The 15,563-nt window shown below is 43.4% G+C and carries 13 protein-coding genes; 3 read left to right on the forward strand and 10 right to left on the reverse strand.

Annotation, left to right across the window (positions count from 1 at the left end; all coding sequences use genetic code 11):
* Positions 1-65: 65 nt before the first annotated feature.
* From IE130_RS08385 to IE130_RS08400, 4 genes are all read right to left on the reverse strand, one after another.
* Positions 66-1,292 carry a cysteine protease StiP domain-containing protein gene (locus IE130_RS08385; RefSeq protein WP_189584466.1) on the reverse strand — a complete coding sequence of 409 codons (1,227 nt, stop codon included), beginning with the start codon at positions 1,290-1,292 and terminating at the stop codon, positions 66-68.
* Positions 1,293-1,324: 32 nt separating this feature from the next.
* A complete protein-coding gene (locus IE130_RS08390) occupies positions 1,325-2,149 on the reverse strand; it encodes an HAD hydrolase family protein (RefSeq protein ID WP_189584469.1) in 825 nt (274 codons plus the stop codon).
* A gap of 42 nt (positions 2,150-2,191) precedes the next feature.
* Positions 2,192-3,514 carry a phosphoribosyltransferase domain-containing protein gene (locus IE130_RS08395; protein ID WP_189584472.1) on the reverse strand — a complete coding sequence of 441 codons (1,323 nt, stop codon included), beginning with the start codon at positions 3,512-3,514 and terminating at the stop codon, positions 2,192-2,194.
* A 65-nt stretch (positions 3,515-3,579) separates the two neighbouring features.
* Positions 3,580-4,812 (reverse strand): S1 family peptidase, encoded by a 1,233-nt coding sequence (locus IE130_RS08400; RefSeq protein WP_189584475.1) that lies wholly within the window; start codon positions 4,810-4,812, stop codon positions 3,580-3,582.
* Between the two features lie 859 nt (positions 4,813-5,671).
* Here IE130_RS08400 and IE130_RS08405 point away from each other — a divergent pair.
* Positions 5,672-6,379 carry a hypothetical protein gene (locus IE130_RS08405; protein WP_189584478.1) on the forward strand — a complete coding sequence of 236 codons (708 nt, stop codon included), beginning with the start codon at positions 5,672-5,674 and terminating at the stop codon, positions 6,377-6,379.
* Positions 6,380-6,500: 121 nt separating this feature from the next.
* Complete coding sequence (locus tag IE130_RS08410) at positions 6,501-7,241, forward strand: MHYT domain-containing protein (protein WP_189584481.1); 741 nt, start codon at positions 6,501-6,503, stop codon at positions 7,239-7,241.
* Positions 7,242-7,476: 235 nt separating this feature from the next.
* Here the strand turns inward: IE130_RS08410 and IE130_RS08415 are convergent, their stop codons facing one another.
* On the reverse strand, positions 7,477-8,619 hold the full coding sequence (locus tag IE130_RS08415) for an ATP-grasp domain-containing protein (protein ID WP_189584484.1): 1,143 nt from the start codon (positions 8,617-8,619) through the stop codon (positions 7,477-7,479).
* Positions 8,620-9,164: 545 nt separating this feature from the next.
* On the opposite strand from IE130_RS08415, the gene IE130_RS08420 reads away from it, so the two are divergent.
* The gene (locus tag IE130_RS08420; RefSeq protein ID WP_189584487.1) at positions 9,165-10,469 is read left to right on the forward strand and encodes a TerD family protein; all 1,305 of its coding nucleotides are present in this window, start codon (positions 9,165-9,167) and stop codon (positions 10,467-10,469) included.
* Positions 10,470-10,608: 139 nt separating this feature from the next.
* Here IE130_RS08420 and IE130_RS08425 read toward each other — a convergent pair whose 3' ends face one another.
* The 5 genes from IE130_RS08425 to IE130_RS08445 form a co-directional block, all read right to left on the reverse strand.
* Positions 10,609-11,217: a TerD family protein gene (locus tag IE130_RS08425; RefSeq protein ID WP_010199561.1), complete on the reverse strand. Its 609-nt coding sequence runs from the start codon at positions 11,215-11,217 to the stop codon at positions 10,609-10,611.
* A gap of 168 nt (positions 11,218-11,385) precedes the next feature.
* Positions 11,386-12,138 carry a TIGR00266 family protein gene (locus tag IE130_RS08430; protein WP_189584490.1) on the reverse strand — a complete coding sequence of 251 codons (753 nt, stop codon included), beginning with the start codon at positions 12,136-12,138 and terminating at the stop codon, positions 11,386-11,388.
* 222 nt (positions 12,139-12,360) lie between these two features.
* Positions 12,361-12,936, reverse strand: coding sequence for a TerD family protein (locus tag IE130_RS08435; RefSeq protein WP_189584493.1), 576 nt, complete (start codon positions 12,934-12,936; stop codon positions 12,361-12,363).
* A gap of 480 nt (positions 12,937-13,416) precedes the next feature.
* Positions 13,417-14,484, reverse strand: coding sequence for a DUF475 domain-containing protein (locus tag IE130_RS08440; RefSeq protein ID WP_189584496.1), 1,068 nt, complete (start codon positions 14,482-14,484; stop codon positions 13,417-13,419).
* A gap of 315 nt (positions 14,485-14,799) precedes the next feature.
* A complete protein-coding gene (locus IE130_RS08445; RefSeq protein ID WP_189584499.1) occupies positions 14,800-15,375 on the reverse strand; it encodes a TerD family protein in 576 nt (191 codons plus the stop codon).
* Positions 15,376-15,563: the final 188 nt, after the last annotated feature.

Below are 15,563 nucleotides of genomic sequence, written 5' to 3' on the forward strand. Positions count from 1 at the left end.
GGCATCGTAAATAGTGATAAATGAGTGGTTATACATGGTCATAACAGACAGCTTATATCGTTGATTCAGCTGTCTTTGCTACGCTGCTTGATAAGAGTGATGGCTTGATAGGGCAGTATTTTATCACCTAATACACTGATATTGATATTTCGCTGCGCACATAAATGTCGCAACAACACGGTATCAGGATGCTCAGCAGTGGCTAATAGAATGCGCTCAGGATCACGGCGCAATATCGCCCGTGTTGCCTCTGCAATCGTTGGCTTAATACGGTTGCGATTGGTGATAGCGTAGTCCGCCGCCAGTTTATTGATTAATTCAGCAGTTTGGTAGCGCGGCTGCTGGTAGGTTGGCAAGCACTGTGGGGGCGTGCTCAATGAACGCCGTGCCGCATCAATATAATTGATAAATGCTAAGCTATGATCTACCGCGACCAAATTATCATAAAAGACGCTGCGATGGAGCCCTGATTGCGGCTCGGTATATAAGCTACGCGAAATCAAACCCGAGACGGTACTGTTTAGCAGTCCTGATGGTATCAACCAATCTTCTTCACTAGCCGACAGCCAAGCAACGCCAGCGGGATCAGCAAGTGTTAAGAGGGGTATGACGGTAGTGTTATTGACAGTACCTTGATCAGAAGTGCTTTGATCAAAAGTATCTTGACCAAAAGTGCTTTGATGAAAAATATTGGCAAAATGTGCATGACTAGGGTCGCTGAAGGCTTCAAGACTCCGCGCCAATTCTTGATAAATAGCACCTTTGCCTGTCCAGCCATCGACGAATACCATGGGACTGTTTGGATAAGCATCCAGCAGCATTTGCAACGCGACTGGATCAAGCCCGCGATCTCGAATGATACTAATGCCATAATGCACGCTTGGCAAAGCATAGCTGCTATTTTGGTCTGTTAAAGCACGCTGCAATAATACCCCAATCGGCAAACCTGCTCGTACCAAGCTGACCAATACTAATGGGCGCTCAGCGTTAACAGTTGGCTCAAAAGTATTGTGCAATGTGTAAGCCAAGTTAGCAATATCAGTCGCAGTCCTCGTCGTGCCTTGCGTTAGCGCCTGAGAATATAGCTGCTCGTGCATCGCAGTTGGCGCGGCCTCTAAGGTCAGCATGTCTGAATAGTGCCGTTGCCCACTTTGGATCAGCGCTTCTTTTTGGCTAACAGGTACATCAGCGACCGCGTCTTTATCGACAATATCGAGCAGCACGGTCACATCGCTGGCAAGATAGCTGCCTGAGCCGTATTTCTCTAGTTTTTGAATATAAAGGTTAGTCATAGAAGGTTTTTTACTCGTATAGGCTGCTGTTGTTATAATTGTTGAGAACTAAGATGGTCATGTAGCTGACCATGGTTGGGCATACCGTACCAGTCCAATAGCTGTAGAAAAGGTAAGTCGGCTAGGCTATCACCAAAACCAAAACTGGGGCGCTGGCTGTCTAAATGATTCTCTAATAAAAACTGTACTGCATGGCGCTTGTGAACCGCATGCGGCAGTATCGCTAAGTTATTGGCATTCACATGGACATAAAAATCTTGATCAAAATTTGGTATGAGTGTGGGTAGCTGCTTGGCTAAATCGGCTAATACTTGATGATCTTTTTGCGCGTGTTTAATCGCCAAATAAATAGTGAGTTCACTGGCAATAAAAACATCGCTATGCGGGGTAAGTTTTAAGCCATTATTAGCCCCAATGTCTTCTTGGTTATGATTACCAATCAAGTCAGTCAACTGCTTTAGTTTGGCTTGTAATGGTGCAAGCTGCTCATGCATATACTGCTGCCATGCGCTTAACAGCTCACCCTCAGCCGTTAAAATAATCGCGCCATGGGTTAAGACTTGCCAACTGTAAAAAGGCAATTTAACACGTTTTATTTCATCGCGGTCACGTGCCGTCACTACTATCAATTCGGTACTAGCCAATAGCCAATTAAAGAGTGAGGCTTGGCGCTGACTCATAAAGCTTAACGGTTCGCCTTGCTTATTGACCGTGGCGCAAACCAAATTTTCAGGTTCAGTAGTAGGCAAATCCCATGCGTCGATTTTACGCTGGGTTTGAAACAAGGTATCGTCCAAATCCATAAGTGTGTAAGGTTTAATAATGTCGGGGTTGGCTTGGAAAAATGGCGTAGTCATAGAAATGTCCGTAAATCGTGGGTTTGAAAATCATTGAATAACTTACAGCGTAGGACTTACCACCAGTACATTATCTAAATTTTGCCACAGGTCATCAACACTATCGCTTGAGGTTTCTACACACAATACGATCAAGTCCCAATCACTAGGCTCGACATTATAAGCAAAATTGGTCATACCAAGCCCATAATTATCGCCAAAGCTCAGCATCGTCTTAATTGCACCACCAAGCGCAATCGGTGAGCGGGTCAACGCACTAAATTTAACGATAGCATCTGTGTCTGAATCTGACTTTTGAGCCGCTGCCTCAAGCCATTCCGCCAATAAAAACGGTAACCAAACAAACTCATTGCTGCCCAATACCAAAATTCTTTTTGGCAACTGAGTAACATCAAAGATTTTTTGATCATCGAAGCTTTCTTGGTCATTAAAACGTGCAAATGCAGCCTGAAAACTTGAAAGATACTTATCAAACCCCTCTGTACTGTCTAGTGTTGGAAAACGCCCCCAGTTGCCCGTATGACCAAGCGCTTGACTACCAGCTGCGGTGGTATCGACCGATGGCATCGTGATGGGTTCAGGATTGGGTGCATCTGTCCATTGCCATGCGCCAGACAGTAAGTGATGTCGATGAAACTCAATACCCGTCAAACGATCCGCCATACGCGCAGGCTTGGCATCCTCTGTCTGCTTGTTCGTGTTTTCTTGATCTAATGACCAATCCACCAAAGTGGTGAGATGTACTTGCTTTAATTGTGTCAGCCCTGCATTGCGTAAGGCAGTGACGACATTGACGCATGTATTACCCGTTGACGCCTCATCATCGACCATAATAAGGGTTTTACTGGCCAGTAACTGCTCTTGAGCGACACTATCAGAGCTTTGATAAATTAAATGCTGGCTAGCATGACTGTGGTCTTCACAAAAAGTCGTCAGTAAAGAGTCGGCACCATTAGGATCACTATTTTCATCATGTTGCGCATGACGAGTAGAGTTCAATAGTAGTGCTTGAGGATAGCGCGTTTGTAATGCTTGATGGACGCCAGCAGATAGACCGACAGCGGTCTCTGCCATACCAATGACCAAAATTGGCGCTGGCAATTCATTAGGCACTAAGTTTGCCAAATCAGTAAAAGCATGTCGCATGGTACTGGGCGCGACTGGAATATGGCGACCTAGCACTTTTGAGACAAATAAAAATGCACGTTTGGGATTAATGCGCTGAGCAAAGCCAAGCAAGTCTTCTAATTGATAGCTGTCGTCTTTTTCTGAATCACGGTTACTTACGACCATATTCGTTTGATAAGTGAGATCAAGGGTGCCACGTGGTAGTGTGATGGTGGTACTTTGTTGCTTGTTTGACATTCATATTCCTTAACACACTCTGTTGAAGTGGCTATTTTTATATTAACTTGATTTTTTTAGATATTTTAACCTTGACAGCCCACCAGCCAAAGCGCCCCGCGACTTTGTTTACTGAGTTGCGGGGTAGTCAGTGGAGCAGTTGTGGCGTTAGATCCGTGAGCAGCGCTATCCAAACTGATACCAGCGCTCGCAAGTAGGGCAGATAATAACTGAAATTTTACCGCATAGTTCATATTTTGTGCATGTTCATGGACGAGGCTGGCAGTCACCATGCCGATGACCTCGCCTGTTGGCAGTAACAGTGGACTGCCACTAGAGCCGGGCTGAATTGGTGCGGTAAATTGCATGTAACGAATGTCATCGCTTAAGCCTGTTAGTCCTGAAATACAGCCTTGCGTGACTTGTAGTTGACTACTCAGTCCTGATAGCGGAAAGCCCAAAGTGGTGATAGTCTCGCCCAAAATATCCGAACACTGCTGCGCCAATGGCAGGTGGCAAGGTAAAGGGTCGCTCACTCTAATAATGGCTGAATCGCTACCGATATCACTGAGTACCACTTGCGCCTCACGGTCAGGCTGACCCTGCTGGCGTACACCAATCATCGCCGCCGATTCAATGACATGATAACAAGTCAGCAGGTGATACTCATCAATCGCAAAAGCCGTACCTGTCCATGTTTCACCAGCTTGGACTTGGCGAGGCGTGCGAGTGTCACTATTGGAAGAACCACGCTGCTGCTGCTGCGCCTCTTGAATGAGTGCATGAGTATCTGGCGGACGAATATCTAGACTGACTTGTACTCGTTGCTCAAGGCTTGCCAGTCCTTGGGTCGAGCTTTCACCGAGCGCTCGACATTTAAATTGCCCATTACGTTTGTAAATCTCGAACACGATAGCGGCTTTGACATGGCGCTCGCTTGCTAGGAAGTCATAGTGAATAGCGCCACCGTTTAATGTCAAACTTACCTTGTGTAATTCGACAGCGGGTAAATTAAGTGTTGGCTCTTGATAAGTATAAGCGATTAGTTGTAAGAAGCTAACCCCTTGCACATCAAATAAGTCAGGTAAATCAAGCTGCCATTCGCGTGGCGTATCTCTATTGTCCAGCTTTGCCCAGTCCTTGGACTCGTGCAAATAGGCAGGACTACAGACCGCTTTGCGCTGCTCATTTAGAGGTAGCCATAATAGTCCAAGTTGCTGCCCAAACCTAAGCGAATCTGAGGTCGTAAATTCAACAGTACAGCGTTCTTGAGTGATCACTGTGTTTGCGCCTAACACTAATGTGGTCTGTGCTGTCATCGTATGTATCCTAATTGATATTTTCGTGTAGTCGTACTCGCGCTGAGGCTTTATTCGTATGACTGCGATAGAAACCATATTTAGCTATGCTAAGAATTTAACTCAGATGTTATATCAGTGATTTTAGAAAAATGAATATGCTATGGGGTAAATAGTAAATGAAAAGTATAGCGTCAGTTTAAAGTAAAAAATGGGTACTCGTCACAATGTTTTGCTGACAAGCTTTCGCTATTAATAAGAATGATAGAAGATAAAGAAAATCTATTAATAACGTCACATGGTTTTAATATGATTCGATAGAAACTCTATTGAGTTAAGTAAAACCCTATCTAAATCATGGCTTTAAAGAAATGAGATATCTATAAATTAGTAAACTCATATTCTGTATTATGTCTTAAGCCATCTATCGGATAATGTCACCACCTATCGGACAATGGCTTGTGAAGTATTGCTAGACCATAAGAATATCGTGATAATGCGATCAAAATTCATTACTGTTTAGAAACTTTACTGTAGCCTACTGCTCGTAAAGAGATTTCAAAAGTAACCCCGTATCTGAGACCACCGTTCCTGTCTTATTTTAGCGCTCACTTTTTATTTTTAAATATACAAAAAGCTAAGAATTGCATAGCTGCGAGTAATGCTGTGTTTGATAACTATGCCTATAAATTTATCAGTTATTACAAGTAAGACGGTTTAGTCACTCTATGTTTAATCGCATAGTTAGAAAAGAATTTTACATATTGCCTTCCCATCATATTTATACGACATAACAGTTAACGAGATAGAAGCTCGCTGTCTGATTTATACAAATGGTTTGGTATAAAAGCTTAGCAGTATTTTAGAAAAGGAATGACTTTTGAAATTTTCTTGTGCATTAGAGACGTCTTCTGAACGCATTCGTTTGGTTAATGTTATTTCACCACTTATCAAAGCAGGTTATCAGCTCGTCTCCCAGAGACAAGAATCATCAGGCAGTGGTGGCAACATCATTCATGTGATTGCGAGAAGTATAGGCGCTAAGACGCAAGCGGATTTGATCGACGACTTGTCCTCTATTGATGGTTGTACCTTGTTTAAACTCGAAATTGATGAAGAAGATATCTCCTCATCAGCACCTGTGCAAACAGGCGAGGATGAAAAAACGACGTTAGCCGCTATTGGTGCTCAATACCCCAAAATAACAGATATCGTCAGCCAATACGAGGCCAGCTTGCCTAGCGATCAGCGTGCTACTGCACTGCATCAGTTAGGACGAAAGGTTGGCGGTGGTATTTATCAACGTGATTATTCACTTGGCAGTCCGCTAAAAATGCCAACGACAATCAGCCGAGAACTCGTACCAGCCTTGAAAGGGTTTTGTAAGGTCAAAGCAAAAAATAACGTGGTTTCTTTAATTAAATGTCCATTCTGTAAGTCATCAGACAGCAATCATTCAGGATGTCATTTTGTCATCGGTTATATCGAAGGGTTTTTGGCGAGTAATCCTGCTATAGAGACAGTCCAAGTTGAGGAAACCAGCTGCGGTGCTGGTAGTACCAATATTTGTGAATTTACCATCGGGTAAACAAAATGAATCATAGACCACTCAATGTCTATATAAAACAATAGTGAGCGCATGGCGTATAAAGGCTTATTCAAGTCTACGCTAAAAGGCTCAGTTCTTATTAAATACAAAAGGCGAAAAAATGATTGAAGTTGAATATAACCTGCTTTTGGTGTTGGTTTCATATGCCATCGCAGTGTTCGGCTCTTATGTGGGTCTAAATCTTGCCATTCGAGTGCCATCTGCTAAGCCAGGATCAGACCTATATTTTTGGGTCGCGCTATCTTCGATTGCCATTGGTGGTGCTATTTGGTCAATGCATTATATTGGTATGATGGCAGTCGATATGAAAATGCCAGTTACCTATAATCTGGGCATGACAATTGTTTCGATGCTGCTTGCGGTTGGTTTTGTGGCTATTGGTATCATGATCGTAGGGCGCGGTGCGTCTAGCATGAGTAAATTGATTGGCGGTGGTGTCTTGACTGGACTTGGCGTTGCAGCCATGCACTATACTGGTATGGCTTCAATGCAGATGGAAGCTACGATGTCATACAATATTCCACTTCTGATCACCTCAGTGGTTATTGCCATTGTAGCTGCTATCGCAGCATTATGGTTGGCATTTAACCTACGCGGTACCTTACAGCGTTTCGGTAGTGCGTTCATTATGGGTCTTGCCGTTTGTGGTATGCACTATACTGGTATGGCGGCTATGGAGATGGATGCTACTAACCATATGATGTCTATGAGTTATACGCATGATAGTGCAATCTCTTCAGCGATCATTATTTTTATCGGCTCAGCGATCGTATTGAGCTTGTTGTGGGTTCTTGCATCTAAGAATGCCCCTAAGAAAGCAACGCTAGTATTTGGCGAGTAATTCTCAGCCGTTGTTTTTCATCGTTAATGTATGATGTAAACAGTAAAAAAGGTTTTTAGATTGCTATCTAAAAACCTTTTTTGTGCTTGACGATCTTGACTATCAATGAGGCTTACAGTCGATTCAATTTAAAAGTAGTACAAGGCAACCGAGTGTAGATGTATATGTGATACTTCAATCGAGGTTAACGCTGTAATACTTTTATAGTGGAATGACTATATCCTCACTTAGTAAGTTACTCAGCGTCTGTCTCTTCAATTTTGACGCTCATCATCAGCGAGCGCACCTGGCAAGGCTTAATTTTTTGAGCAATGTCCTCTAACTGTGGCTTTGCCGTTAATCCTAGCCAATAAGCAAATCCGACTTGTGTGAGATCGATACCGCTATGCGCTGTATAACCGATACCGCCAGAAGGACGACTGTTAATCTCAAGGACACGGTGTTGACCGTCATCATCTGCCTTGGTCTGTACGCTGACGATACCATCGCAACCAAAGGCTTTAATTAATGGAATCACCACATCCATAACGTCCTGCTCGTAGCCGACATGCTGGATTTTGCCTGTTTTATGACGAGTAACGGCTGCCAGTACTTCACCATATTCGCACACCACATCGATAGAGTACTCTTGCCCTGATAAGTAAGGCATCAGCAGCATCGGAATAGGGCGCTCATGTACTATTTGGCTATGAGTGTAGGCATTCACAAACTGCGCGGTATTGATTTTTTTCTCTTCGGTAAAGTATAAATGCTCAAAGCTATCGTAATGCTCGCCATCGTCTTTGGCCAAATCTAGCCGCCAAAAGCCTTGTGCAAAAATACCGGTGACCGGTTTGACGCATAAAGGCTGATGACCATGCTCGCTAAGTAAAGCCGCAAGCTCAGCAGTATTGTCAAAGCGCCAAGCGTCTGCCACCGGAATATTATGGGCATGGCACTGCTGCATAAAGGCAAATTTATCATCGATACACTCTAGCGCTGCGACGCTGGTTGCTCCTGTTAATAATCGAATACCAGCGGCACTAAATGCCTCACGCTGCGCTTCATAGTCGATACCATTACGACCAGTCAGCAATACTTTTACGTTGTGTTGTTTGGCTTGCTCTAAGACAAATTGCCAGCGCGGTGTAACGGATTCAGGTATGATTTGCTCATCACTGTCGAGTAGGGTTTTGGATGGCTCAATATATGTGCTGTCGGCAAACTCGAAAATTTCAGGTCTGTCATGGCGGTGTGACGCTATAACATTAAAGGGCGAGTGCGCTTGTGCTTTTAGGGCTTGCAGGCTGGCTAACATATCACGCTGGCTAGACTGACCTTCTGCCAACCAAGTGGCAACGGGGGTCATAGAAAGGCTATCGTTAGCAAGGTTACTCATAATTCTCTCAGCATTATTATCAATGTTATAGGTAAGTGTTATAGGTATTGGATAACTGGGTGTGATTGTCGCACGTTTCTTGTCAAGATGGTCAATACTCATCCGTTGCCAAAAAAGCCACGCTGCGCCGTCGCTTATAGCAAAGTCTATTATATAGAAATGCTACGCTCTAGGGCGTGTCCTCATTTAAAAAATGGCTATGAAAATGAGATAAGTTGCAGTCAGACAAGGAAAATAATGCAGATGATATCGAGATATTAGTCAGCCATAGTCAAAGCACTTTTAAACCGCTACGGTGTTATCCGTCCTAGATGTACTCAGTGTACTACCTGCGGTCGGTCGCCTTGTAGCGATTCTAAAATTCCTTGACTATATTTGACATTGTTTGGCAAGATTTAGCTATTTTTAGCCCATTTCGATGACCATCGATTGAATTGAGAGCACGCCTTAGTGTGCTGATTAAAAATCTGACATTATCCATGCTACTATACGACGATAGTGAACCTAAGAAACGCTAATATAATAAATAACTCAAAGGACATATGATGAGCCAGAACGAACCTCAAAAACTGATTGCTGGTGCCAATGCGCCACTACCGACGGACAATATTAGTATTCGCATTTTAAGTCAAAATGCCATCGATTGTGCTGCTTATCGTCTGACCACTGACGGTAAAGTGCGCGGTGATGGCGATATGATATTTTATGGGCAGACGCGTAGTGATGACGGCAATGTCAGCTTCCGAGGTCACGATAGTGACGGATTTTTTGATATTAATTTAGCAGCGCAACCGGCGAATATTGACAAAATTGCCTTGGCATTTTCTAGCGCGCAAGCCTTGGCGCAAATCGGTGATGTTGATATCCAAGTATTGCAAGGCAGTCAAGTGCTGATGACTTGTCAGCTTAGTAGTGCTGGGCGTAATGAAAAAGCCATTATCCTTGCAGAATGCTATCGTCGGCAGGGCAGCTGGAAGTTTCGCTTTATTGCCCAAGGTTTTGAAGGCGGTCTGAAGCCGTTATCTGAGCATTTCGGCGTTGAAATCGCCGACGAAGCACCAGCTCAGTCCTCATCTCAAAATAGCAATCAGGCTCAAAATCAAAACCAGTCACAGGGTCAATCTCAACCTATCAATACTCAACGTCCAATCAATACGCAAAAGGCGGGCAGTGCCTCTCAAGCAAGTACGCCGCCACCGATTCCAGCCAGTCCTGCTATCAATTTGAGCAAAATTACCTTAACCAAAAACCAATCCAGTATCAATCTTAAGAAGCGCGATGACTTTGGCAAAATCTCTGTCAACCTAAACTGGAACCAACGTCCAGATATGGATAAGCAAGCACCGAAAAAAGGCTTGTTGGGTGATCTGTTCAAGCAGCATAAAGCGGGCGGTATTGACCTTGATGTTGGGGCGATGATTCATCTAAAAAATGGCGAAAAAACCCTGATTCAGGCCTTAGGCAATCGCTTTGGTAGTTTGCAATCAGCACCTTACGTCTGTCTGCGTGCTGATGATAGGACAGGACAAGTGAGTGGCGGTGAGTGGCTCGATATCAATGGTCAGCAGTGGTCGCAAATTGAGGAAGTATTTATCTTTGCCTTCATCTACGAAGGTGCGCCGAACTGGGCAAAAACGGATGGGGTAGTGACCATTCATGTGCCCGATCAGTCGCCGATTGAGACGCGCTTAACAGAAGGCACAGGCAACTTGCCAATGTGTGCCATTGCGCGTTTGGTCAACCAACAAGGCAGTATCAATGTTGAACGTATTAACCAGTACTTTAAAGGTCATCAAGAAATGGATAAAGCCTTTAATTGGGGCTTTAGCTGGAAACGTGGTAGTAAGTAAGTGCTCGAATAGCACCCCTTAATACAAAAAATCAGCCCGTCTATTATAAATAGACGGGCTGATTGCTTTTGAGCGTTAACGTTTTAAAATGTTGATTTTCAAGCGTTACGAGCAAAAACTATTTAGACTTTATAAGTTATTAAGCATGTGGCGTAATAGCAGGCATCAAATCATGGAAAGTACGACCTGAAGCGGTTTCGCCAATGGCATGCATTTTCCATTCGTTGTTATGACGATAGACTTTTGCCATTACCATCGCTGTATGACTGCCTTGCGCTGATAGGTTATAGCGCGCGACTTCTTGGTTATTATTGGCGTTCACAATACGGCAAAAAGCGTTTTCTACTGTTTCAAACGTCTGTCCGGTAAAGCTATTGACGGTAAATACCAGCGAGACGACATTAGCAGGGATTCTTGAAAGATCGACGTTGATAACTTCGTCATCGCCATCGCCGTCGCCAGTACGGTTGTCGCCTGTGTGTACGATACTGCCATCTTTTGATTTAAGCTGGCTGAACCAAATGGCATCGACTGCCTGCTTGTTGCTATCGAACATGATGCACGAAGCATCCAAGTCGATAGAATCGCCGCCACTACCGCCGCCAAATAATTTGCCTAAGAAGCCACCTTTTTTCTCTTGCGGTCCTTGTGCTACGTCCCAACCTAGACCCAATTTTACTTGAGTCAGATCGCCGCCGGCTTCTTTGCTTAGGGATATTTTTTGTCCCTTTTGTAAACTAACTGCCATGATAAAATCCTTATATCACTCTCAAAAGTACGATTAGCTGTGTCAAACTCGCTTAGTCTACAAGGCGTAGTACTTGCACTTGTTTTCCTCACTAATCAAATTTTTGTACATGATATTATAATAATTGTGGGTGATAAATTGTGAGTAGAGTTGTCTTGAAAAATTAAGTTATAAAATATTATCTAAAAAACCACCACCGCCACCACGACCTCCGGAGCTACTGCCCAAGATGCTTTGTAGCCAGCCCTGATAGCTGTCACGATTGCGTGAGCAGATAATGACTTTACCATTGCCGGAGAAGTTCAACACCATGCCTTCGCCACTAGTGACTGAATTGATGATGCTGCTCATGATACCTTTCTTCTTGCTGGTTGAGACCGACAGCTTGTACTCAAGATTTGAGTCCCAGCAGACCACATGACCATTATCGATGATGACGTCTTTTTCTGGGGTGACATCAATCTCAAACAACGAGCCAAAGCCAGATACCACGACCTGACCTTGACCTTGCGTCTGCATAACCATAAAGCCACCAGTATCACCAAACACTGCGCCGCCAAGGTTACGTTGAATATTGGCTCTGATATCGACACCCGTTTGTGCAGCGACGAAAGCGCCATCGCTCAAGGTATATTGCTGATTACCGACATCAATGATTTGCATATCACCATCTAAGGTTGGCGCAAGCAAACAATCGCCTTCACCATTCACCGCTTCAATCTGCTGCTGAAACAATGATTCATCGTTCGCAAAACGGCGCATCAATGATTGCATGAGGCCACCTTGCAACTTACCTTTAAGCTCAAGATTGGATTCCATCATGACCATCGCGTTGGCTTCACAATAGATCGAGTCGCCTTTTTTGAGATTGCAATGTAAAAAAGGCTCGATGGTACCGATTAAGCTAAACGTTGCGGCCATGGGGTGCAAATCCTTATTCTAATACAGTTGAAATATGCTTTTTTAATATGACATCTGTGATTCTAAATCATTAACTTGATTGATTTTAGAGACGCTATTAAATTTAAAGCCATCAAATGCTTTAAAAGGGCATACTTGATGGCTTATGTAGATAGCCGACAATCAGGTGTCTGACTGCCGCTATTAACTGTTTGAGTGATTAACGTTGCTATTAATAAACGTCTAAACGTTGACGCCATAAGAGCCAGCTAATGGTCCAAGACCACCGCTGAAGCCTTGACCAACGGCGCGGAATTTCCAATCACCGCTGTGACGATACAACTCGCCAAAGATCATCGCAGTTTCAGTGCTACCGTCTTCTGATAGGTCATAACGAGCGATTTCAGTATCGCCATTGTCGTTTACGACACGGATATAGGCTTCACCTACTTGACCGAAGTTTTGGTTACGGCTTTGACCTTCATAAATGATGGCACAAATAGCAACTTTGCTGACATCAGCAGGGATACTAGCAAGGTTGATTTTGATTTTTTCATCATCGCCATCGCCTTCACCAGTGCGGTTATCGCCAGTATGCTCGACCGCGCCATTGTCTGATTTTAAGTTATTGAAGAAGATAAAATCTTGGTCGTTACGAACTTTACCTGCTTCATTGACCAAGAAGCCAATTGCATCCAAGTCAAATTCTTGACCGTCAGTGGCGCGTGGATCCCAGCCAAGACCGACCGTGATATTGGTCAAACCTGGTGCTTCTTTTGATAAGTTTACGTTGCCGCCTTTTGTTAAGCTAATAGCCATATAAATATCCTTTAGATTAATAATTAAGTGGATTGGGTTGTGAGATAAATGAACTAAAATTATGCAGTGACTGATATATGTGGGTAAATCATAAAAAAACTACCTGTATGCCATACCCTGCATATCATTACGTTTTACTATACTAAGCGTTTGCTCAGTAAGCAAGGCGTATTTTGTGCACTTACCAGATGGTTACTAAGGGACATATCAGTGCTGCAACTCTGATACTTTTTAACAAACCTAGTAACAGTGGTTAAGATATTGTTATCGCAAAGTATTTTATGAGTCTTCAGAAGTTGGCTAAAGGGTCAGATAATAAGCAGCTGAAAAACTTTGTAAAAGTTGCATGCCGTAAATAAAAAATGCTCATAAACGAAAACAGGTTATACCAACATCTTGGTATAACCTGTCATTAAAACGTATTATGCTAAACAAAACGTATTATGTTTGATGCTTACTACGCTTCAAACTCACTGTTTATCAGTTGAGAGATTTTGCTTCTTGTTTGCGATAATTGAGTGAGGCCACAAACGCCCAACCAATAAAGGCAATACCGATAAGACCAGTGATAATTTCTGGTACATGAAACTTCACCGATAACAGCATGATAATGGCTAAAGCGCCGATGGCGTAATGCGCACCATGCTCAAGATAGACAAATTCATCAAGCGTGCCTTTATCGACTAAGAAGATCGTCATCGAACGCACGAACATTGCACCGATTGCAAGACCGAGCATAATAACAATAACGTCATTGGTAATTGCAAATGCGCCAATTACGCCATCGAAACTGAAAGAAGCATCAAGAACTTCTAAGTACAAGAAGCCAATAATACCGCCTTTCATAATCGCGCTGGTCGCCGCAGCGCCCGAGCCATTTTCTCCGTTTTCTAGATCTTCTTCCAGATCACCTTCAAGCATACCAGAGACTACCTGTACACCTAGATAAACTAAGATACCCCAAACACCCGCAATCAAAACGGCAGAAGCTTGTTCAGCGGTGGCCCAAGATACTGAAATCATCAAGACAATAAGCGCAACGAAGACGCTCATGGCATCCACTTTGCCTAGCTTCGCAAGACGGCTCTCAAGCCAGTCAAACCAATGCACTTCTTTTTCATCGAATATAAAGTTTAAGAAGACCAGTAGTAAGAAAATACCACCAAATGCTGAAATTTCAGCATGATGTGCCATTAGTCTTGCTGAGTATTCTTTAGGATCATTCAATGCCAAATCTATAACTTGCATCATACCAAGGTCAGCGGTAACCGCGACGATGACAATGGGGAACACCAAGCGCATACCAAATACGGCGATTAAAATACCAACCGTTAAAAATATCTTTTTCCAAAATTCGTCCCAGCCCTTTAGGACTGAGGCATTGACCACTGCGTTATCAAAAGACAACGAGATTTCCATAACGGCCAAAATAGCAGTAATCGAGAGAGTGGAAATCATACCACCCATACCGCCATGCGAATATCCCCACCATGCCGCGACCGCTAAGGCAATGGCCGTGAAGATAAAGTCTAAATAAAAATGTCTCATGACACATCCTGTCTAGTTGCGTAAAGCTAAGGTTGTCTATTATAGACACAGCACAAAAAAGCGGTTATCGCTAACCACTTTTTTATGCATAATTCTAAACGAAACATAAAGCATTATTGGTCGTTTAGCTATCAATAATTGTGGCTATTTTGCAACTAAAAGTACGTTATTCATTAGCTTATTCAGAACTCTACAAAGCTACTTAGCATAGCTAACTAATAAAGGTGCTTTGAATGCCAATGAAGGTACTTTGAATGCTAGTTTTAGCAGTGCTTATCACCCCAATTGTGATAATGATATCATCTAAACACGGGTTTAGATATCGACGCCGTATTGCTGGCACATGGCTTGCAAGCCGCCAGAATAGCCTTGACCAACGGCGCGGAATTTCCATTCGCCGTTATGACGATAGACTTCACCGAATACCATTGCGGTCTCAACAGAGTAGTCTTCTGCCAAATCAAAACGTACTACTTCGGTGCCAGTATCTTCATTGACGACACGGATGAAAGCGTTGGCTACTTGCCCAAAGTTTTGGCTGCGAGCTGCCGCATCGTGAATGGTGACAGTGACGACGATTTTATCGACATCGGCAGGTACTTGGGTTAGGTTTACTTTGACGACTTCATCATCACCGTCACCTTCGCCAGTACGGTTGTCACCAGTATGCTCAACCGCACCATTGTCAGACTTGAGCTGATTATAGAAGATAAAGTCATGATCGCCGCGCACTTTGCCAGCAGTGTTTAATAAAAATACGCTAGCATCAAGGTCGAACTCGGCACCAGAAGTAGCACGCTCATCCCAGCCAAGACCGATAAGTAGCTTGGTTAAATTTGGATCCGTTTTGGTTAGCGATAAATTACCGCCTTTATTAAGTGATAATGCCATGAGATTGTCCCTGTTGTTAGCGTAAAAATTTTTGGTATGAAATAATGAAAATAAAAGCGATGTTGAACCAAAATTGGTGCAAGACCATCGCTTGATAACGCTCTATCATAACAACAAAAAATGACCCAATCAAAGTAGATTGGGTCATTATTGTGTTTCATCGTCATTGGGCAAAAAATCCAAATTTT

This window comes from Psychrobacter glaciei (genome assembly GCF_014652895.1).
In the GTDB taxonomy this organism is placed as follows: Bacteria; Pseudomonadota; Gammaproteobacteria; order Pseudomonadales; family Moraxellaceae; genus Psychrobacter; species Psychrobacter glaciei.

Excerpts from the sequence above, each read along its gene's own strand:
- IE130_RS08385 (WP_189584466.1), bottom strand. The coding sequence starts at position 1,292 with ATGACTAACCTTTATATTCAAAAACTAGAGAAATACGGCTCAGGCAGC.
- IE130_RS08390 (WP_189584469.1), bottom strand. The coding sequence starts at position 2,149 with ATGACTACGCCATTTTTCCAAGCCAACCCCGACATTATTAAACCTTAC.
- IE130_RS08395 (WP_189584472.1), bottom strand. The coding sequence starts at position 3,514 with ATGTCAAACAAGCAACAAAGTACCACCATCACACTACCACGTGGCACC.
- IE130_RS08400 (WP_189584475.1), bottom strand. The coding sequence starts at position 4,812 with ATGACAGCACAGACCACATTAGTGTTAGGCGCAAACACAGTGATCACT.
- IE130_RS08410 (WP_189584481.1), top strand. The coding sequence starts at position 6,501 with ATGATTGAAGTTGAATATAACCTGCTTTTGGTGTTGGTTTCATATGCC.
- IE130_RS08415 (WP_189584484.1), bottom strand. The coding sequence starts at position 8,619 with ATGAGTAACCTTGCTAACGATAGCCTTTCTATGACCCCCGTTGCCACT.
- IE130_RS08420 (WP_189584487.1), top strand. The coding sequence starts at position 9,165 with ATGAGCCAGAACGAACCTCAAAAACTGATTGCTGGTGCCAATGCGCCA.
- IE130_RS08425 (WP_010199561.1), bottom strand. The coding sequence starts at position 11,217 with ATGGCAGTTAGTTTACAAAAGGGACAAAAAATATCCCTAAGCAAAGAA.
- IE130_RS08430 (WP_189584490.1), bottom strand. The coding sequence starts at position 12,138 with ATGGCCGCAACGTTTAGCTTAATCGGTACCATCGAGCCTTTTTTACAT.
- IE130_RS08435 (WP_189584493.1), bottom strand. The coding sequence starts at position 12,936 with ATGGCTATTAGCTTAACAAAAGGCGGCAACGTAAACTTATCAAAAGAA.
- IE130_RS08440 (WP_189584496.1), bottom strand. The coding sequence starts at position 14,484 with ATGAGACATTTTTATTTAGACTTTATCTTCACGGCCATTGCCTTAGCG.
- IE130_RS08445 (WP_189584499.1), bottom strand. The coding sequence starts at position 15,375 with ATGGCATTATCACTTAATAAAGGCGGTAATTTATCGCTAACCAAAACG.